Source organism: Telluria sp. AIW5, from assembly GCF_056680575.1.
Genome location: NZ_CM155289.1, coordinates 4,114,984 through 4,135,446 on the forward strand (window position 1 = coordinate 4,114,984; position 20,463 = coordinate 4,135,446).

The following is a 20,463-nucleotide window of genomic DNA, read 5'->3' on the forward strand; positions in this document are numbered from 1 at the left end:
GTACGGCGCTTGCATGTCGAAACGCGATTCATATGCCGCACCGCGTGGGCAAGCCCACCCTACGGTTTATTGAACGATCGTATAGCAAGGCACGTACGCCTTGCCCGGCAATTTCATCCGGCTCTGCTCGACGAAGGACGCCAGCAAGGCATCCATCGGCCCCATGATCTCGCTGTCGCCGTGGATCTCGTACTTGCCGTGCTTTTCGATCTCGCGGATACCCTCTTCCTTCACATTCCCCGCCACGACGCCCGAAAACGCGCGGCGCAGGTTCGCGGCCAGCAGGTGCGTTTCCTGGTTCTTGTGCAGCGACAGGTTGCGCATGTTCTCGTGGGTCGGCTTGAAGGGCTTCTGGAATTCGTGGTCGATCTTGAGCAGCCAGTTGTAGTAATAGGCGTCGCTCTTCGCCTTGCGGAATTCCCGTACCTGCTTGATCCCCGCCTGCATTTCGCGCGCGACCGCGTCCGGGTCGTCGATTATGATCTTGTAGCGGGCCTGGGCGCGCGGTCCAAGTGTCTGCCCGATGAAGCCGTCGATCTGCTCGAAATATTCGCGCGCCGTGGCGGGACCGGTGAAGACCAGCGGGAACGGCATCTCGGCATTGTCCGGATGGAGCAGGATGCCGAGGATGTACAGGATCTCCTCGGCCGTACCGGCGCCGCCCGGGAAGACGACGATGCCGTGGCCGGTGCGCACGAACGCTTCCAGCCGTTTTTCGATGTCCGGCATGATGACCAGGTCGTTGACGATCGGGTTCGGCGACTCGGCCGCGATGATGCCGGGCTCGGAGATGCCGAGATAGCGCCCGCCGTGCAGGCGCTGCTTCGAGTGGCCGATCGCGGCGCCCTTCATCGGACCCTTCATGGCGCCCGGGCCGCAGCCGGTGCAGATATCGAGTTCGCGCAGGCCGAGCGCGTAGCCGACCTCTTTCGAGTAGTTGTACTCGATGCGGTTGATCGAGTGGCCGCCCCAGCACACGACCAGGTTCGGGTTGCGCTGGGTTTGCAGGATGTTCGCGTTGCGCAGGATGTGGAACACCGCGTCGGTGATGCCTTCCGGTTTCGCGAGGTTGAATTTGGGGTTGTCGGTGACTTCGAAGTGGACGTAGACGATGTCGCGCAGCACGGCGAACAGGTGCTCGTGGATACCCTTGATCATCTTGCCGTCGACGAAAGCGATCGACGGGGCGCCGCGGATATCGAGCTTGATGCCGCGCTCGCGCTGGATGATGCTGATCTCGAAGCTGCTGTAGCGCTCGAGCAGTTCCTTGCCGTCGTCGATCGAGCTGCCGCAGTTCAGCACAGCGAGCGCGCACTTGCGGAAGATGTTGTACAGGCCGCCCTGGCTGGTGTCGAGCAGCTTGGCGACTTCGGCCTTCGACAGGACTTCGAGCCGGCCCTCTGGGGAAATAAGCGTATCGATGACTTCGTAGTTCATGCGGGTATTCCTTTTGCTATTACGTCGGAAATAGAGGCTTCCGGAAACTTGGCTGGCTGTTTCACCAATATACGACAACTCGCCGCGAGACGCCTGCGCTTGTGTGCGGCAATGGTGCAACAAGGCAACGCCACGGCAAGCTAATGCAGCGCTTGCGCGCGTACTTACCACAATGGCAAATATTTTTCTTGAGGTAAGCAATTTCCTCTAAAATGCGTCCCAACTGGAAATTCCGGCAATCCCGGGCGTTCCAATAAAAAAGTCACTCTCAAAACACTATTTTCCGGAGGACCCCGCATGAGCGGTGCAGCAAGTGGTGCAGTAAGTTCACCTGCCAATAACGTCGCCATTCCCGAATTCAAACAGATCATGGGGCACCCAGCACCGCTGTGGATGCTGTTCATGACCGAATTCTGGGAACGCTTCGCTTTCTACGGCATCCGTTGGGCCCTCGTGCTCTATATCGTCGCCCAGTTCTACGGCGGCGCCGCCGTCGGCCAGGCCGACGCCAACCTCACCTACGGTTCCTACCTCGCGCTCGTGTACGCCGGCGCCGTCTTCGGCGGGCTGATCGCCGACCGCGTCATCGGCTACCAGCGCTCGATCCTGATCGGCGCCGTCTTCATGGCGGCCGGCCTGTTCATGATCACGCTGCCGAACCCGGACATCTTCAAGCTGGGCCTGGCCACCATCATCGTCGGCAACGGCATGTTCAAGCCGAACATCTCGACCATGGTCGGCAAGCTGTATGCGCTGAACGATACCCGCCGCGATTCCGGCTTCACCATTTTCTACATGGGCATCAATACCGGCGCCTTCATCGCACCGATCCTGACCCAGGTGCTGGCCCAGCACTTCGGCGACGGCAGCACGCCGGCCTACAAGGTGGTGTTCTTCGCCTCCGGCATCGGCATGCTGATCTCGCTGGTCTGGTTCTTCATCGGCCGCAAGACGCTCAAGGGTATCGGCGCGCCAAGCGCGGAAGCAACCCACGGCCGCACGCTGGCCGTCGCCGTCGGCGCCGTCGTCGCGATCCCGGCCTTCTACTTCCTGCTGAAACTCGGCGCCGATACGCTGCAAGGCATCCTGTCGGTGCTGTTCATCGTGCTGGCGGTGATGCTGATGGTCGAGGGCATCCGCAACGGCAAGGTCGCGCGCGACAAGACCATCGCGATGATGATCATCTTCGTCTTCAACATCCTGTTCTGGTGCTTCTTCGAACAGGCCGGCAGTTCGTTCACCTTCCTGGCCGACCAGATCGTCGACCGCAACCTGGGCGGCTTCACCTTCCCGGTCGCCTGGTTCCAGAGCGTGAACTCGATCGCGATCATCGTCTTCGCGCCGATCATCGCCGCCATCTGGGTGATGCTGGGCCGCCGCAACGCCAACCCGTCGATCCCGCGCAAGTTCGGCCTCGGCCTGATCTTCAACGGCCTCGCCTTCGGCCTGCTGATGTACGCACTGTCGACCCTGGTGGACATGAACGGCAAGATCCCGTTCTGGACCCTGTTCAGCGTCTACTTCATCCAGTCGGTCGGTGAGCTGTGCCTGTCGCCGATCGGCCTGTCGATGGTCACCAAGCTGGCCCCGACCCGCCTCGTCGGCCTCGGCATGGGCGGCTGGTTCCTGTCGACCGGTATCGGCAATAACCTCTCGGGCATTTTTGCTTCGTGGGTTTCGGGCGACACCGGCATGTCGGTCCGCTCGGCGCTTGACGGCTACACCATGGGTTTCTGGATCCTGGTGGGCGGCGGCATCCTGCTCTTCGTGATCGCACCGCTGATCCAGAAGCTGATGCACGGCGTGAAGTAAACGCCTTGTCGCTTCGTAAAAAACGGCAGCCGCGGCTGCCGTTTTTTTGTTGTGCAATCCGGCCGGTGGAGCCGCCCGCCCGACGGGCCGGTTTTCATGCGGTATCGGTGGGCGACACCCCATCCAGCTCGCGCCGCATCTGCTCCATCTCCCCCTCGATCCAGGCCCTGAACCGCTGCACCTTGCCCATGTTTTCCTTGTGCGGATTGGCGAGGAAGCGGTAGCCGTTTTCAAAGCGCGCGCTGCGGCAGGCGATCTGGCGCAGCGCGCCCGAGGCGATGTCCTGGCAGGCGATCCCGTATGGCACCAGGGCCACGCCCTGCCCCGCCACCGCCGCCTGCACCAGCACGCCCCAGTGGCTGTAGGCGCGAGAGAAATCGAAGTGACGCGCATAGTCGCCCTTCAAGGCGCGATTTTCGTTCAGCAGCTGCAGCCAGCGCTCGGGCGACTTCTCGCACAGCAGCGGCCAGCGCCCGAGGTCGGACAGCTGCAGCCCCGGCTCGCCCGGGGCCAGCAGCTCGGGGCTGTAGACCGGCACCAGGCGCTCGCGAAACAGCGTCGACGGGTCGCCGTCGCGCACCTGGCCGTAGCGGATCGCGACGTCGGTCGTGTCGGCCTCGAGGTCGACCGGCGCGTCGTTCGAATCGATCCGGATATCGAGTTCCGGATACAGCTTGGTGAAGCGGTGCATGCGCGGCACCAGCCATTTGATGGCGAACGAGTGCGTGGTCGAGATCCGCAGCACCGATTCCTCGTCGCCGCGCTGCAGCGCCGCCACCTTGGCGCGCAGGTCGGCCAGCATGCGCCCGACCGCGACCGAGAGTTCCTGGCCCTTTTCGGTGAGGGCGATATGGCGCGGGTGGCGCACGAACAGCGCAAAACCAACAGCCTGTTCCAGCTGTTTCACTTGGAGGCTGACGGCGGCCGGCGTCTTGTGCAGCTCGCGCGCGGCCAGCTTGAAGCTGCCCCAGCGCGCTGCGCACTCGAAGTCGATCAGGCCGGACAGGGAGCGCAGCGGCTTCATGGCGCCGCCATGCATAAGTTATTCTTGTTCATAGCGCTCGGTTTTTCTCGTTTGTGCGAATTTACTGCTGAGCAGAAAATATACGCGAATCGTCAAGGAGAAGCCATGCACAAGAATATTTTGGTGATCGGCGGGACCCGCTATTTCGGCAAGCTGCTCGTGCAGCGCCTGGTGCGCGCCGGCCACCGGGTGACGATCGCCACCCGCGGCTATGCCCCCGACCCGTTTGGAAGCCGCATCGAACGCATCCGCGTCGATCGCCGCAATGACACTGCGATGCGCAGCGCCTTTGCCAACAAGCGCTACGACCTCGTGTTCGACCAGATGTGCTACAGCCCGCTGGATGCGGCGATTGCCGTGCGCAGCTTCGCGGGCAAGGTCGGGCGCTATGTCATGACTTCCACGATCGACGTTTACCGCGGCGTGCAGCCGGCCGGCGGCGCGCTGGCCGAATCCGGCCTGCGCGTGCTGGCGCAGCCGATCGACACCCGCTATCCCTGGCACGATCCGACGCGCGCGGTCGAAAGCTATGTCGCGGGCAAGGTGCAGGCCGAGGCCTATCTCTATCGCGACGGCTCGCTGCCTTTGGCGACGGCGCGCCTGGCCCATGTGCTGGGCGGGCCGGAGGAATTCACGGGGCGGCTGTCCTGGTATGTGGACGCCCTGCGCCAGGGGATGGCGCTGCGTTATACCGATGCGCAGGCGAAGCTGTCTTTCCTTGGCACGCAGGAGGCGGCAGCCTTCCTGGACTGGGTGGGTGCGCAGGACTTTACGGGGCCGGTGAATGCAGCGTCACAGGGGGCGCTGTCGGCGCACGATTTGTTCGGGAGGGTGGGCGATGTGCTGGATGCGGCGGTGCGTTTCCAGCCCGTGACCGGATCGGTGGCGCCGGGAGTGCTGTCGCCGTTCGATGCGCCGGCGGCGATGGTTCTCGACACCGGACGCGCTGCGCAGCTGGGGTTCAGGTTCAGCCGGACGGACGAATGGCTGGACGATGTGATTCGCCAGCACGATCTGGCATTTGTTTGAGCCGTGCTTGTTCGGAGGGTGCAAACGCGTGGGCATGCCCACCCTACGTTAGGCAACCGCTAACGGTGGTGCACCGCAGGGTGGGCATGCCCACGCGTTCCCCGCCTCCGGGCACGCGGCCTTCGACAACGGCCACATAAAAAAACGGGCGCTTCCTGGCGCCCGTTCCATTTACTGCTGCGGCTTCTCCCGCGCCACCCAATACAGCAGCAGCACGATCGCCGCATACGGTATCAGCGACAGCAAGTCCGCACGCGGCCCCGCGAAGAACGGGTTCGACGCCTCCGCCCACTTCGCCATCATGCTGTCGAAATTGGTCAGCACCCCCGCCGTGATCGCGATGATGATGCCCGCCAGCGCGCCGCCCGCGATATAGCCCGAGGCCAGCAAGGTGCCCCAGCTGCGGTCACCCGCGGCGGTGCGCTCTTCCTCATTGAGCCTGGCATACTGCGGCAGCTTGTTGTTGCGGCGGTCAGCCGCCCAGCGCACTGCCCCGCCGACCGCGATCGGCAAGGTCGACACCAGCGGCAGGTAGACGCCCACCGAGAAGGCCAGCGCCTGGATGCCCGCCATCTCCAGCACCACCGAGATCATCACGCCAAACAGCACCAGCGTCCACGGCAGCTGCTGGTCGAGGATGCCCTTGATGATGTAGGACATCAGCACGGCCTTCGGTGCGTCGTATTTCTTCACCTCGGTCCCGTCCGGACGCGTGTGGTGGTGGCCGTTGATGCCCGGGTCGACCAGGTAGGCCAGCTTGCCGTCGTCCGCCACCAGGTATTTGCCCTCGGGGCCGCCGGCGGTGCCGGTCTTGCGCCAGACCTTATAAGTCTTGTTGTCGGTTTCCGCCTGCGGACCTTGCAGCTGCGCGGTCTCCGTCAGCTTCGACGCGTCGACCGTGATGCCCGGTGCGACCTGGACGGCCGGTACGTACACGGTGCCGGCATCGTTCAGCTTCAGCAGGATCGGCCCGAGGATCAGCGCCGACGCAAAGGCGCCGCACAGGATCGCGTACTGCTGCAGCTTCGGCGTCGAGCCGACCAGGAAGCCGGTCTTCAAATCCTGCGAGGTGGTGCCGGCGTTGCTGGCCGCGATGCAGACGATCGCGCCGACCGACAAGGCGGTGACGTAATAGCGGCCACCGGTCCAGCCCATGACCAGGAAGATCAGGCAGGTGAACAGCAAGGTCGCCACCGCCATGCCCGAAATCGGGTTCGAGGAGGAGCCGACTTCGCCGGTCAGGCGCGAGGACACGGTCGCGAACAGGAAGCCGAACACGAGGATCAGGAGCGCGCCCAGCAGGTTCATGTGCAGCGGCGTGGCGAAGGTGATGATGGCGATGATCGCGAGGCAGCCGATGGCGACCCATTTGAAGGGGATGTCCTGGTCGGTGCGCAGCGCCGCGTTGCCACTGCCTGCGCCCGTCCCCGCTTTATTCTTGCCCATGCCGGCCAGGCCGCTTTTCAGGCCGTTCCAGATCGAGGGCAGCGAGCGCGCCAGCGAAATCAGGCCGCCCGCGGCCACCGCGCCGGCGCCGATATACAGCACGTAGGCGTCGCGGATGTCGTCCGGCGTCATGTCCTTGATGAGCATCGTGCCCGGCGACAGCGGCACGGTCAGCAGCTCGCCGAAGAACTTGATCATCGGGATCAGCAGCAGGTAGGACAGCACGCCGCCGGCCGCCATCGTGAAGGCGATGCGCGGGCCGATGATGTAGCCGACGCCGACCAGCTCCGGAGAGATTTCGGCACCGGCCGATCCGGCTTTCAGGGGCGCGCCGAATTCGAAGTTGGCGACGTCCTTCCAGCCCTTGAACGAGACATTGGCCACCTTGTACAGCAAGCCCAGGCCAAAGCCGCCGAAGATGATGGCCGCACGGCGCTTCGCATCGCGCGCCGCATCCGAGCCGGCTTCGCGCACTTCGCCCGCCGCTTCGCGCGAGGTTTCGGTGGCGGCGGCCTTCAGCACCTCGGCGCAGGCCGTGCCTTCCGGGTATTTCAGTTCGCGGTGGGCGTCGACGATCATCGTGCGGCGCATCGGGATCATCATCAGGATACCGAGCAGGCCGCCCAATATTCCCACTAACATCACCCGCGAGATCTCGAGGTCGAAGCCGAGGATCATGATCGCCGGCATGGTGACGCCCAGGCCAAAGGCGAGCGACTCGCCGGCCGAACCGGCCGTCTGCGTGATGCTGTTTTCCAAAATGGTCGACTCGCGCCCGCCCATCTTCTTGAACATGCCGAACAGGGTGATGGCGATCACCGCCACCGGGATCGACGCGCTGACGGTCAGGCCGACTTTCAGCACCAGGTAGAGCGAGGAAGCGCCGAAGATCATCCCCAGCACGACGCCCATCACGAGGGCGCGGATGGTCATTTCGGGGAGATCGGCCGTCGCCGGTATGTACGGCTTGACGGGGGCGGGAGCAGGATCGTAAGGCATCGTATTCCTTGGTTCTGGGAGTGCCAGGCTTTCTTAAGGCAGGCTGAAGGCGTGACTATGGCATATGCAGAGGGCGAAAGAAAGCGGATTATAATGCCCCGCCGGGCCTGCCTTTTGCGCGGCCCCACAGCAGGAGAATACTGTCTTGACCAAGTCCCCTCGCAGCTTGCCGCTGCCTCGCCTCGCGCTGAACAAGCAAGGCGGTTTCATCTTCTTCATCCTCGCCGCCATCGTCCTCGTCATTGCCTGCGCCGCCGTCTGGTTCATGATGTCGATCGTGCCGAACGTGCCCTCGATCGATGCCGTCACCGATTACAAGCCGAAGATCCCGCTGCGTGTCTACACGGCCGACAATGTCCTGATCGGCGAATTCGGCGAGGAGCACCGCGACTTCATGCCGATCGCGCAAATCCCGCCGATGATGAAAAAGGCCGTGCTGGCGATCGAAGACTCGCGCTTCTATGAACACAGCGGCATCGACTGGGTCGGCATGGGGCGCGCGCTCAAGACCAACGTGACGGGCGGCTTCGGCTCCGGCGGCGCCTCGACCATCACGATGCAGGTGGCGCGCAACTTCTTCCTGTCGCGCGAAAAGGTCCTGTCGCGCAAGCTCAACGAAATCGTCCTGGCCTACAAGATCGAAGATGCGCTGACCAAGGACCAGATCCTCGAGCTGTACATGAACCAGATCTATCTCGGCCAGCGTTCCTACGGCTTCGCCAGCGCCGCGCGCAGCTATTTCGGCAAGCGGCTCGACCAGCTGACGATCGCGGAAACGGCGATGCTGGCCGGCCTGCCGCAAAATCCCGCGCGCCACAACCCGGCCGTGAACCCGAAGCGCGCCAAACTGCGCCAGGAACAGGTGCTGCGGCGCCTGCGCGATTTGAAAGACATCGACGACGCCCAGTATGCACAGGCCGTCGCCGAACCGGTGCGCGTGCACTCCAAACCGCAGGAATTCGGCACCCACGCCCAGTACGTGGCCGAACTCGCGCGCCAGGCCGTGTTCGCCCAGTACGCGGAAGCGTCGTACACGCGCGGCATCAAGGTGATCACGACCATCGACTCGAAAGCCCAGGAAGCGGCCTACGATTCGGTGCGCCGCAACGTGCTGGCCTACGACTGCCGCCACGGCTACCGCGGTCCGGAAGCGCGCATCGAACTGCCCGCAAGCGGGGAAGAACGCGAAGATGCGATCGTCGAGGCGCTGCAAAAGCGTCCGTCGAGCGACGGCCTCGAGCCGGCGGTGGTGACTGCAGCGTCAAGCAAGTCGGTAAAAGTCGAGACCATCGACGGCGACACCATCAGCATTTCCGGCGCGGGCCTGAAGTTCGCGGCGGCCGGGTTATCGGACAAAGCCAAGGAAGCCCAGCGCATCGCGCCCGGCGCCGTCGTCCGCATCAGCAAGCAGGGCAAGGATGGCTGGGCCATCACCCAGGTGCCGCTGGTGGCGGCCGCCTTTGTCGCGCTCGACGCCGAAAACGGCGCCTACCGGGCCCTGGTCGGCGGCTTCGATTACAACCTGCAGAAATTCAACCACGTGACCCAGGCCTGGCGCCAGCCGGGTTCCTCGATCAAGCCCTTCGTCTATTCGGCGGCGCTCGACAAGGGCTATTCGCCGGGCACCCTGATCCTCGACGAAGCGCTCACCATGCCCGGCGAGAATGCCGGCGCCGACTGGTCACCGGGGAACGACGACGGCAAGTTCGACGGTCCGATCACGATGCGCTATGCGCTGGCACATTCGAAGAACGTGCCGACCGTGCGCCTGCTGCGCGCGCTCGAAGTCCCCTACACCCACGACTTCCTCGGTAAATTCGGTTTCGACCTGGCGCGCCATCCGAAGAACCTGACGCTGGCCCTCGGTACCGGCGCCGTGACGCCGCTGCAGATGGCGGGCGCCTACGCCGTGTTCGCCAACGGCGGCTATGGCGTCAAGCCCTACCTGATCGCGCGCATCGAAGACGGCAACGGCGCGGTGCTGGTCGAGAACAAGCCGCCGCAGGTGCGCGAGGAAGGCGCGCGCGTACTCGATGCGCGCAATGCCTTCGTCACGGACAGCATGCTGCGCGACGTGACCCGCTATGGCACCGGCGCGGCCGCCACCAAGCGCCTGGGGCGCTCCGACATCGCCGGCAAGACCGGCACCACGAGCGACGCCATCGACGGCTGGTTCGCCGGCTACAGCGGCAATATCGTGGCGGTAGCCTGGATGGGCTATGACGAGCCGCGTTCGCTGGGCGGGCGCGAATTCGGCGCCACCCTCGCCCTGCCGATCTGGATCGACTACATGCAGGTGGCGCTGGCGAAAAAGCCGGAGGCCGCGCGTCCCGAACCGGAAGGCGTGATGCGCGAGAACGACGACTGGGTCTATGCGGAGTTCGCCGAGATGCCGCAGTTCCGGACGATCGACATCGATCCGGCGACGCTGGCCGCGCCGACGCCCTACCTGACCGATGACGACGACAACGGCGCGGACCATCCGCGCGCCGACGACGCGCCGGCCGCGCCCTTGCCGGCGCCGGTGTTCGTGCCGGCGCAGTAAGGCTGTTGCCGTAGTCCAGGCAATCGGACGGATATGCAAAACGGGGGAAAGGAATGAATCGCCACGGCTTCACTAGACACTTGTGAGCTGCTGGGAATCCTGCTTATCGTACTCGACTGACGAGATATCGTTGCTTAAGCCGTGTCGGCGCTATGTCTTCTAGACACTCTCGATATGATCGAAGAGGTCCTATCTGGTTTCTTGCCTGTGGCGTAGATTCGACGGGGCGGATTCGCTCTCGTTTCAATAGCTGGAAGAAACTCTCCGCAACAGCGTCGTCGTGGAGATTGCTTCTGCACCGTCGTCCAGCCGAACTTTGCGATATTGCCGCCGCGTGTGGTCGAGGCGTTGAGCAGTACATGATGGTTGTGCAGGTCTCTGCTCCCGGCGCCGGCAAGCGACGCTGCGGCAGAGGCGCATGACAGGAGCGGCTGTGTCGCCGTCATGCCAAGCAGCGGCCGTTAGGAATACGGCCGAGAATGCCCGTAGGTGGTTGGTTGCCTACGCTATGCCCAAGCCTGCATCAGTGCGTCGTTCCAGCATTGGCTGAGCAATTGTTGTCAGAAACGCGCCGCATTCACTCACACGCTTGTTGAGTCTCTACGCGTGCAGATGAGCGACAGTATCTAAGAATCGCCCGTGGTGGCCTTGGCACGTCGGCCGATCGCTCAGTCCGATACCAGGTCGAACACGGTAGTTCGTCGGACGGTGCCACTGATTGTCTCCCTCCAAACGACCGTCGGTGATGGTACTTTTTCGTCCATTCTATGCGATATCCAACCTAGCGGAGGGTCTTCCTGTCCAACTACCACACTCAGTACGCCGATCTCATTCGGCACGGTCAGCACCACGCGATTTCGATCCACGCGTGCCACGACCGCCATGCCTTCCTTGCGCACACTGCAAGCTTCGGAAAAGTGCCAGTGGAACTCAACGACGTGGCAGCTCCGGCATTCGAGCGTGTCCTCGACGATAATCCGGCGCTCGGCCTTCAGGTAAGTGATGTGACGGCGGTGGCTGACAGGATCGGTCAGGCGGGCGTAGCCATCATGACTGGCGACGAGCTCGTCAGCACGGTCGCTTGATGTCCATCTTTCACTATGCGCGTGGGCTTTGCGGAGCCACATGAAGTTGCCCCCAGGCTCGGACTGATCAAGACCGTCCACGCGTACTGTGTTGTGTGCTGAGGTGCCTCTGAAATAGTCTCGCCATTTTTTTTTCGTGTGATAGGCATACGTGCCTGGATCCACCAGCACAGCCACCCCGCCAACTGACAAGGTAAAGGATAGTGCGTCAGCATGGCCGTGAGCGGCGATGGACAGATATCCCAGCGGTCCTGCGTCAACGATCAAACGCACTTCGGCTGCCGTGCCGAAGCAATTTCCCAGAATGTAGTAACCACCCTCCGGGAATGCGCGGCACGGCGCATCATCGCCTGCGGCCGTAGGAAGAGCGGCAAATGCCGCCGCCGCCGAGTCTCCCAGCAGCCATCGGGTTTTGTCATCGAAACACCCTGCCTTGCGCTTGAAATCCGCCCGATTGAACAACACAGCGCCAGCAGCCAGCAACGAGCGATAGTGGTCCCAATTGGCTGATTGGTTCCATGGCACTAACGAGGCGTCATCAGCATCGCCGATCATCGGGACCTCCCCCGCCACGTTCATGACCGATGCCAAAAATTCAAGCATGCGTTCAAGGCGGTCCATGAGCGCGTCAGTCACGGGCATGCCATTAGTACGCCCGATCAGACAACACAACAGCATTATGTCCGCGACTTGGCGATGGTAGTAGATCGCCTGCTCGCGATTGACTCCGTCCGGATGGTTTTGCTTGATCGCTTCAGCTTCAAGTTCGGCACGCGACTGCGCATGCCAGCGTTTGCTTTCGCGCCAACAGGGCCAGGTCAGCGAGGCCACATACAGTCCGAGCAACTCGGTAAACAGGTGATTGTTGGCTGAAGAGTGCCGGGAACAATAGCCGTCGATAAAGTGACTGTGCTGGTAGATGCTCTGCAGCCAGCGCCCTCTAAAGCGCTTGCCTTCGTCGTCACGAAAAAGGGGGCTGTTCTGACCGCCCAAAAGATGCCAACTCACGGACCAGTTCATCAGGCGGATCGCAAGTTCGAGCGAGCTTACCCAGTGAACACCGTTGGGGTATGGGCACTGGTCCAGCCAGGAGGTCAACAACACTCGTATAGCGTCTGCATACCTTAGGTCGCCGCTCAGATGGTAGGCCTGCGCCAAGGTTGTCATCTGAAGATGCCGGCCAGGTTCCCACATATACTTGATGTCCCCGACGAGGTGCTCGTCGCGGTAGTTCAAGCGCTTGCCATAGCTTAGCGGCGCGACCGTCCCCGTCTTCGGATCACGGTTCCAATCCGGCGGAAATCCTAGCGGTGCATCCTGCAGTGCAAACACGTCGAACCGGCCAGCCAGGATGCGATCGGCTGCTGCGAGATATGGAGCGACATCAAATTCGCGCGGCAGGACTGCCACCCATGGCGCGCCTCCCGCGTCCCGTGCGCAGGGCGGGCGGGACGCCAGCCCCCAGCCCCACGCTTCGATGTAAGTTTGCGTGGTTTGGCGGACTCGGTAGACGAGCTCGGCCTTGTCCATGGTCCGCAAGCGATTCAAGATCCAAGCAAGTTGATTTAACATGTAGATGCTTTCTTCTGCTATCCACCGCGGATTTGCAGGATGTGGCCTACATGTATTCGCGGTGCCAAATCTCTAAACTCAGCAGGGTCCAGAGCAGTTTTTCATGATTTTCACGCCGCGTGACATGGTCTCGCAGCACTTTTTCCATTTGCTTGGTCTGATAGTAGTGCGCTGTCCGGGAGTCGGGCCCGGTCAGGTGGCTGTACAGATAATCTCGCATCGAACCGCGGAACCATTCGCTGACAGGAACGCGAAAACCCACTTTGGGACGTTGCAGGATTTCCTGCGGAAGGACCCGCTGCATCGCTTGGCGCAGGATCCATTTCGTTGTCCGGCCGCGCACGCGGTAACGGTCCGGCAGGCGCGAGGCAAATGCCGCTAATTTTACATCGACAAAAGGCATGCGCGACTCGAGCGAAGCAGCCATCGTCATGCTGTCGCCGCGTTCTAACAAGTTATCTGGAAGCCAGCTGGCTTGGTCGAAGAAGAGAATACGGCGCAGCGCACTATTATCCGAATCGCCGGACAAAGCATAAATGGCTTCTGCGCCCTCCTGTGCTGGTATCGATAGTAGACGCGCCTTTCCCTGATGCGACAAAGCGCCGAACCAGCGTGGCATTCGCTCGTCATAGGCTTCCATTCCCAAGGTGGCGGCGGCGGTCTTTGCCCGCCAGAAGCGATACGGGAGCGCATTTACCATAGGTTCGATCACCTGATGCCGCAACGCTACGGGCAGACACTGGTATGGCTGCGCTAAGCGCTCGTAGACGTGCTTCGGATAACCACCCAGGAACTCATCGGCACCTTCGCCAGTCAGCACCATCTTCACGCTCTTGCGCGCTTCCTTGGCTAGCAAATAAATCGCAATATCTGACGGCTCAGCGACCGGCGCGTCGCGAAAGCGGATCATGGCAGGCAGCAGCTCCATGATGTGATCGCCATCGACCGTCAACTCGTGGTGCTCGGTGCGGAACTGCCGCGCGACCTGGGCGGCATAACTGAGCTCGTTATATTTGTTGGCGTCAAAGCCGACGGAAAATGTTTTCACGGGCGCGGTCATCTGGCGTGCCATTAACGCCACTACGCCGGACGAATCCAGCCCGCCGGACAGAAATGCGCCAAACGGTACATCGGCCACCATCCGCACGCGCACGGCATCTTCCAGTTGTTCAAGGAAGCCGCCCACGAAGTCACCCTCGGGTTCGGTAGACCTGCACAACGCCCCCCGGTCAGGCGGCTCATAATAGCGGTGCTCACGCAGCGCGCCGCCATCCCAGACTGCATATGACCCCGGCATAAGCTTACGGATGCCGTCGAAGAGTGTATCGGGCGCCGGAACGTAGCGGTAAGTCAGATAGCCAGAGATGGCAGGCAGGTTGATCTGACCATCCATCCCAGGAAACGACAGTATCGCTTTGATCTCCGACCCAAAGGCAATCGCACCCGAGGTCTCCCGATAGAACAACGGCTTTTCGCCGAAACGGTCGCGTGCCAGAAACAGCCGGTCTCTCCGCTGGTCCCAAATTGCGATTGCGAACATGCCACGCAACCGCTCGAAACAGCGTTCGCCCCATTGCGCATAAGCGTGCACGATTGCTTCAGTGTCGGACGTTGTCCGAAATACATAACCGTACTGGGTTAGCTCGGCACGTAGTGCCTGAAAATTATAGATCTCCCCATTAAAGACGACTTGGATGCTCCCGTCGTCGTTGGCCATCGGTTGTGCACCCGTCGCCAGATCGATGATAGCCAGACGCCGGTGGCCCAGCCCGACACGATCTGTCCCGTTAGCCGTCGTCGTAAGGAAGTGCCCGTCCCCATCTGGGCCGCGGTGCGCCAGCAAACTGGTCATCCGCCGGAGTACCTCGGCATGGTCCATCCCGCCTCTAGATGTTACAAAACCTGCAATACCGCACATTCAGTGATATCCCCAATCCTGTCGAAAAGAGCGCCGCACTGGCGCGGCTGAAAGAGACGGGGCACTGACCCAATGTCACCAGTGCTTAGCCGGCTTGAACTACGTTTCCGACTCGCTCGCAGAGTATTGCTTGCCCGCGGCCAGTCTAACGTACAAACTTGTAAGGTCCCGCGAAAGACGTTCGACCGTGTACGCCTGTTCGATGCGTCGCCTCCCGGCGGCGCCCATACGCGCAATGACTACACGGTCGCAATGCAGGCGCTCTACCACGTTGGCAAGCGCACCAGGATCGTGCGCAGGTATGATGACGCCATGGATCCCGTCTTCAATAACGTCAGGGATGGCGCCGACGGACGTTACGATAGGCGGCGTACGGCTGGCCATGCTCTCCAAGAGTGCGTATGGCAGGCCTTCCCGAAGAGCTGTGGGAAACGCGAAAAGGTCGCACTCGTTCCAAACTCCGTCCTTGTCCGTACCATGAACCGGTCCAGTAAAGCGCACGGACGTCTCTAGCCCCAAATCCGAGACCCGCTGGCGCAATCGAGTTTCGTCCGGGCCGCTACCGGCGACAATCAGATGAACTTGGACACCTCGAGCCAACAGCAGCGCGCCGGCTTCAATTACCTCGAATACCCCCTTGCTTTCGACTAGGCGTCCTACAAAGCCGATTCGCAACGGTCTGTCTAGCGGCATAGTTGCCTTGTGCGCAGGGTCGGCAACTAATTCAATTGCGTTCGGTACGAGTGCAAGTCGCAGATCCGGGGCAAAGCGCCGATAAGCGTCGATCTCCTGACGTGCCAGCAGGACCACCACGTCCGGCAGACGCAACACCCAACCCAGCAAGTGGGTCAGCACACGGCTACCTGCAAAGAAGTCAGCCGGCAATGCGCCCCCATGCACCTGGTACAGTACCCGGCGGCCGAAAATAGCCGCCACGAGCAAATACGCGATGTCGCGCCAATAGCTTTTTACCTCCAGAGATGTATTAATGTGGACTACGGTCGGCCTTTTGCTCGCCACCTGCCATGCAAACTGCACTGGGCTCAACAGCAGACGGGACAGTTTCGCGACGCGCGATTCTTGCCGCCCCTCGCTACCAATCTGAAAGTGGTACAAGCAGAACTGGTCGGCCAGGGATGATTGGAATATCTGGTTTAGGTGAGTGCTGACGCCGCTTACGGCAGTGCGGGACGGCCCGAGCAACATGATGGATATTTTACGTTTTCGCACAGATGCGCCTGCTGCCCCGGTAGTGTTAAAACACAATCCATCCTTATCGAGTGTTTCACGCGGTCGGCTCCTACGCAACTTCATAATCAGACCGAATCTGCGCTCTTGAACTCGGACGCCGGCAGCCCAGCTACACTTCCTGGTGCGGCCACAAGGGCAGCGTCGGCATTTCCGGTAACCGAGGGAGCAACGATCTCTGGCTGGATCGACAACACTCGTGGCGGAATGACGCGGCGCCCCGTGAATACGGCTTCATACGCTGCGAGCAATTTCGGCACCTCGTACTTCCATTCAAGCTCATTCACCACACGATGACGGCCAAACTCACCCATTACCCTGCGCAAGGGGGCGTTATCGATGAGCTCGACCAGCTTCAGCGCTAAGTCGACATGATCGTTAGGCTTCGCGTAGAGCGACGCCTCCTGCGCTGACACCCGCCCTTCCGTCAAGTCGAACTGCACCATCGGTTTGCCTAATGCCATGAACTCCATGATCTTGTTCATGGTAGATTTATCGTTCATGTCGTTGGCGACATCGGGATTGACGCAAACATCCGCTGTATTCAGCATCTCGAGCAAGGCCTGATCCGGTACCCTTCCGGTGAACGTGACGTAGTCAGCAATACCGAGCGATACGGTCAAGCGCTTCATTTCCTCCAGCGAAGTGCCACCGCCCACGAGACCGAAGTGAATATCAGTGCGGCCCATGTCGAGGATGATATGCCGCGCTGCCTGGAGCAGATACTCGATGCCCTCCTGCGCCCCCATAACGCCGACGTAGCCAACCAAATACTTGCGCCCTCGTTTAAGTTTTTCCGTCGGAGGCAGCACGCGCATGCGATCAAGCTTCGGGCCGCTTCTCACCACGTAGACATCAGCAGGGTCCATCCCGCCGCGCTCGACCGCGATCCGTTTATAGGATTCGTTGGTCGCGATCGACACGTCGGCCGTTTTGAACGACCACCGCTCGAACAACACCATGAGCTTATAGAAAAAATCGCGGCGACCGAATTTCGCTTCGTACAATTCCGGGTTAATATCGTGGTGATCGAACAGAAATTTCTTGCGGAAGAACAACTTAAAGAACCCTCCGATCAGGAAGAGCAAGTCTGGCGGATTGCACGCATGAATCACATCGAAGCCGCGGGTGCGCCACACCTTGAAGGCGAGCCGGAATGTGTGGAACAGTGCTGCAGCGTACTCGATCGCGTAGCCTCTGGCCCCCTCAGCTTCCAGCGGGAGCCTGTACCGGTAAATATGGACGCCGTCAATTTCCTCGAAGCGGCTCCCGTGACCCTCGCCGGTCGGACAAATAATCGAAACCTCGTACCCGTGCGAAAATAATGTCGTCGCTTCCTGCCAGACCCTTCGGTCGAACGGCGATGGCAAGTTCTCCACGAGAATCAGAACACGGCGGTTCTTACCAGCAGATACCATCGTACTTTCCTCCACTTTTCGCTTCGCTGATACGTACCAAGTCGACCACTACCTGGTCATCACTTAGCTTGCCAGGCACCGACCGGAATTCTTCGGCCCCGTTCCCAATTACGACGGTGCCGGCGAAATCGAGGACCTCTTCCACCGATCCGACCATGAGTTTCGAAATGTGTGGAATATGATTCAAGATGAAGTTTTGGTTCGCACCCGTGAGCGCTGCAAGATTCACATTCTTGTCGTAAAGCTTAAGGTCATAGCCTTTGCCGATCAGGTACTCGATAACTTCCACCAACGGCGACTCGCGTAGGTCATCAGTTCCCGCTTTGAACGAAAAACCGAGAATACCTACTTTCCGATTGCCCTTGTCGACGATCATCTGGATCCCTTTATGCACTTGCTTCTCGTTCGACGGCAGGATCGAATTGAGCAACGGAAGCTCGAGATCAAGACTGCGAGCCTTGTAGGTTAGCGCCCGTACGTCTTTCGGCAGGCACGAGCCGCCAAAGGCGAAGCCCGGTTTCATGTAATACGGCGACAGGTTGAGCTTGAGGTCTTGGCAGAAAATCTTCATGACCTCATGCCCATCAATGCCAGTGGCCTTGCACAGATTCCCAATTTCATTGGCGAAGGAAACTTTGACCGCGTGCCAAGAATTGTCGGCGTATTTGACCATTTCTGCGGTTTCGACGTCCGTACGCACGAGCGGCGCATCCATTTTTTCGTAGAGCTTCAGCAGCAGCGCACCCGATCGCTCGTCGGTCTCGCCGATCACGGTCTTCGGAGGATGATAGTAGTCGAAAACAGCCGTGCCTTCGCGCAAGAATTCCGGATTGTTGCACACCCCGAAGTCTACTCCGGCTTTCTTGCCGGACGCTTCTTCTAACGTTGGGATCATGACGTCGCGCATCGATCCGGGAAGCATTGTGCTCCGTGCAACAACAACGTGAAAACCCGGTTTTTCGCGTAGGGCGACACCGATTTCCCTGCACACCTTGCGAACGTGACTGAGATCCAGGTTGCCGTTCAACTGGGACGGGGTCCCCACGCAAATCAGCGAAATTTCAGACTGCAGTACGGCCACCTGCACATCCGTGGTCGCGTACAACAGACCTTCGCGCACCGCCTTGCCAATCATTTCGCCGATATCCTTTTCGATGATTGGCGTATTTCCAGCGTTAATCAGGTCGACTTTGGTCGCATTCGGGTCGACGCCAATGACCGTGTGCCCATCGGCGGCAAGGCATCCGGCAGAGACGGCACCCACGTACCCCAAACCGAATATGCTGATCTTCACACTTCCCCCAAGCTATTGTGCTGACCAATTATTATAATAAAAAATTGACACCCTTTGACGCGATCGAACCAAAATACAACTACTGTCGGCGCGTGCTGTAGAGATTTTCACGATCCGCCGCGTTCAAAGCTGGGAACATATAATGGAAGCCGATGAGCCACGCGTTCATAGCAACACCCTATGGAAAAGGCAGAGAAAACTCATCGCTGGTATACGATTCCGACGAGGAACCTTTTCTTACCAGCGAACTCGCCAGGTTGGTTGCGTTTGAGGCATCTAAATTTGTCGTCGAACAACCGAGGTACGCGCCACTGAATTCTCCACTCGATCGAGTTCGAGCTCGTGCACTCACGGCGGTTGTAAGCGTACCATAGTGAAAATGGAATATGTCAACAAAACCTACCCCGTTCGTTAAGAACGCAGAACGCCGTCATCCAACAAGACGAAAGAAAACAACGGGGTCGTAAACAGGGACGCTAATTAGGTCGTGCTGGGCTTATCGAAATTTTGCGTGACTACTTTATGGTGATTTTTCAAACCGTCTTTAAGGCGCGCAAAAGGTTTTTCGATCCCATAATACATTGCAGTAGCAAAAATAACCGTCAACAAAAATGCCACTACGCCAGTAACTATTTTCCCGTGACCGATCGCACTATCCACGGTCAGAAGCCAAAACTCGTGCGACAAATAAAAGGAGTAAGAGACAACTCCCAAACCACGGACGCACTTCCAATTTAGCGGACGAAACAACCACGAATGCGGCTGTTTAATAGCAAGCCAAAAAATCGGAAAAAGAGCGAGCCCCTGCAGAGTATACCGTAGCGTTTCTCGAAACCCAGTGTCGCGATACAAAAGCGTAAAAAGCAGCAAAGCTACGGCAACCAAACCGCCCCCCGAACGCCCAACCGCTGAGTTAAACACCCTTGGGATTCGGTCCAACGCAGGATTATTCCATAATCCCATCACACATCCGAACAGCAAGCTATCCAAGCGAGTATCAGTCGACCAGTAGGTTCTTGTCTCGGGAGCGTGCATCCAGTACACTAAAGCGATACGCCAGCACAATACCGCAATACAGACTGTCAAGAATACTTGGGAAATCGTTATATATCGATATCGCTTTAAACAGAATATTAATGATATGGGAAAAATAAGATAGAAGTGCTCCTCCACGGCAAGCGACCAAAACACAGCAGTAGTCGGCAATAAATGGGGATCTGGCGAAACGATAAGATAATAATTGGTGAACTGTAAAAGTTGCGCTAGTAGCCCAATAGCGCTTGGGTCGGATTTCAGGATTCCCGCCTTGCACAACAATAGAACACAAGCGAGAACGAAGTACATCGGCGGTATAATTCGATAAATTCTACGCAAATAGAAATTTTTTAAACTGATGCTCCCATACTTCTCGTACTCGACCCGAAGCAATGTCGTTATTAAATAGCCGCTTAGAAAAAAGAACAGACTTACGCCAAAACCTCCGGGAACGACGTCCTGAAAGCCAGCATGGCTTACGAACACCAACGACGCCGCGATAGCGCGAATACCATCTAATGACGGAATATAAAGCCCGCTTTGTTTGCTCATTCATTCCTCAGTTCTTCAAACATTCCGTGACCGCCACAAGAAAATGCAG

General features: G+C 59.8%; 13 protein-coding genes. 3 read left to right on the forward strand and 10 right to left on the reverse strand.

The genetic code is table 11. The annotated features are described in order from the left end of the window. Positions 1-66: 66 nt before the first annotated feature. On the reverse strand, positions 67-1,437 hold the full coding sequence (gene ppnN / locus AC1MEM_RS18225) for a nucleotide 5'-monophosphate nucleosidase PpnN (RefSeq protein ID WP_499472857.1): 1,371 nt from the start codon (positions 1,435-1,437) through the stop codon (positions 67-69). Positions 1,438-1,601: 164 nt separating this feature from the next. Continuing rightward, a complete protein-coding gene (locus AC1MEM_RS18230; RefSeq protein WP_499472858.1) occupies positions 1,602-1,841 on the reverse strand; it encodes a hypothetical protein in 240 nt (79 codons plus the stop codon). Here AC1MEM_RS18230 and AC1MEM_RS18235 point away from each other — a divergent pair. Beyond that, positions 1,840-3,249 carry a peptide MFS transporter gene (locus AC1MEM_RS18235; RefSeq protein WP_499472860.1) on the forward strand — a complete coding sequence of 470 codons (1,410 nt, stop codon included), beginning with the start codon at positions 1,840-1,842 and terminating at the stop codon, positions 3,247-3,249. The two genes, AC1MEM_RS18230 and AC1MEM_RS18235, sit on opposite strands and share 2 nt — an antisense overlap. A 94-nt stretch (positions 3,250-3,343) precedes the next feature. On the opposite strand, the gene AC1MEM_RS18240 is transcribed toward AC1MEM_RS18235, so the two are convergent. Continuing rightward, positions 3,344-4,273, reverse strand: a complete 930-nt coding sequence (locus AC1MEM_RS18240; RefSeq protein ID WP_499472862.1) for a LysR substrate-binding domain-containing protein — start codon at positions 4,271-4,273, stop codon at positions 3,344-3,346. A 105-nt stretch (positions 4,274-4,378) separates the two neighbouring features. Here AC1MEM_RS18240 and AC1MEM_RS18245 point away from each other — a divergent pair, with 105 nt between their 5' ends. Further along, positions 4,379-5,302: an NAD-dependent epimerase/dehydratase family protein gene (locus tag AC1MEM_RS18245; protein WP_499472864.1), complete on the forward strand. Its 924-nt coding sequence runs from the start codon at positions 4,379-4,381 to the stop codon at positions 5,300-5,302. Between the two features lie 171 nt (positions 5,303-5,473). On the opposite strand, the gene AC1MEM_RS18250 is transcribed toward AC1MEM_RS18245, so the two are convergent. Continuing rightward, positions 5,474-7,747: an OPT family oligopeptide transporter gene (locus AC1MEM_RS18250; RefSeq protein ID WP_499472866.1), complete on the reverse strand. Its 2,274-nt coding sequence runs from the start codon at positions 7,745-7,747 to the stop codon at positions 5,474-5,476. Between the two features lie 145 nt (positions 7,748-7,892). Between AC1MEM_RS18250 and AC1MEM_RS18255 the strand changes: the two genes are divergently transcribed. Beyond that, complete coding sequence (locus AC1MEM_RS18255) at positions 7,893-10,292, forward strand: penicillin-binding protein 1A (protein WP_499472868.1); 2,400 nt, start codon at positions 7,893-7,895, stop codon at positions 10,290-10,292. Positions 10,293-10,960: 668 nt separating this feature from the next. On the opposite strand, the gene AC1MEM_RS18260 is transcribed toward AC1MEM_RS18255, so the two are convergent. The 6 genes from AC1MEM_RS18260 to AC1MEM_RS18285 form a co-directional block, all read right to left on the reverse strand. Continuing rightward, complete coding sequence (locus tag AC1MEM_RS18260; RefSeq protein ID WP_499472870.1) at positions 10,961-12,949, reverse strand: heparinase II/III family protein; 1,989 nt, start codon at positions 12,947-12,949, stop codon at positions 10,961-10,963. Between the two features lie 46 nt (positions 12,950-12,995). Continuing rightward, entirely contained in the window at positions 12,996-14,828 is a 1,833-nt protein-coding gene (gene asnB, locus AC1MEM_RS18265; RefSeq protein WP_499472872.1) for an asparagine synthase (glutamine-hydrolyzing), read from the reverse strand. Between the two features lie 138 nt (positions 14,829-14,966). Next, positions 14,967-16,097 (reverse strand): glycosyltransferase family 4 protein, encoded by a 1,131-nt coding sequence (locus AC1MEM_RS18270; protein WP_499472874.1) that lies wholly within the window; start codon positions 16,095-16,097, stop codon positions 14,967-14,969. 86 nt (positions 16,098-16,183) lie between these two features. Then, positions 16,184-17,533: a glycosyltransferase family 4 protein gene (locus AC1MEM_RS18275; RefSeq protein WP_499472875.1), complete on the reverse strand. Its 1,350-nt coding sequence runs from the start codon at positions 17,531-17,533 to the stop codon at positions 16,184-16,186. Beyond that, positions 17,517-18,827: a nucleotide sugar dehydrogenase gene (locus tag AC1MEM_RS18280; protein WP_499472877.1), complete on the reverse strand. Its 1,311-nt coding sequence runs from the start codon at positions 18,825-18,827 to the stop codon at positions 17,517-17,519. Before AC1MEM_RS18280 ends, AC1MEM_RS18275 begins: the two co-directional genes overlap by 17 nt. Before the next feature lie 480 nt (positions 18,828-19,307). Next, positions 19,308-20,414 (reverse strand): acyltransferase family protein, encoded by a 1,107-nt coding sequence (locus AC1MEM_RS18285; RefSeq protein ID WP_499472879.1) that lies wholly within the window; start codon positions 20,412-20,414, stop codon positions 19,308-19,310. Positions 20,415-20,463 lie beyond the last annotated feature (49 nt).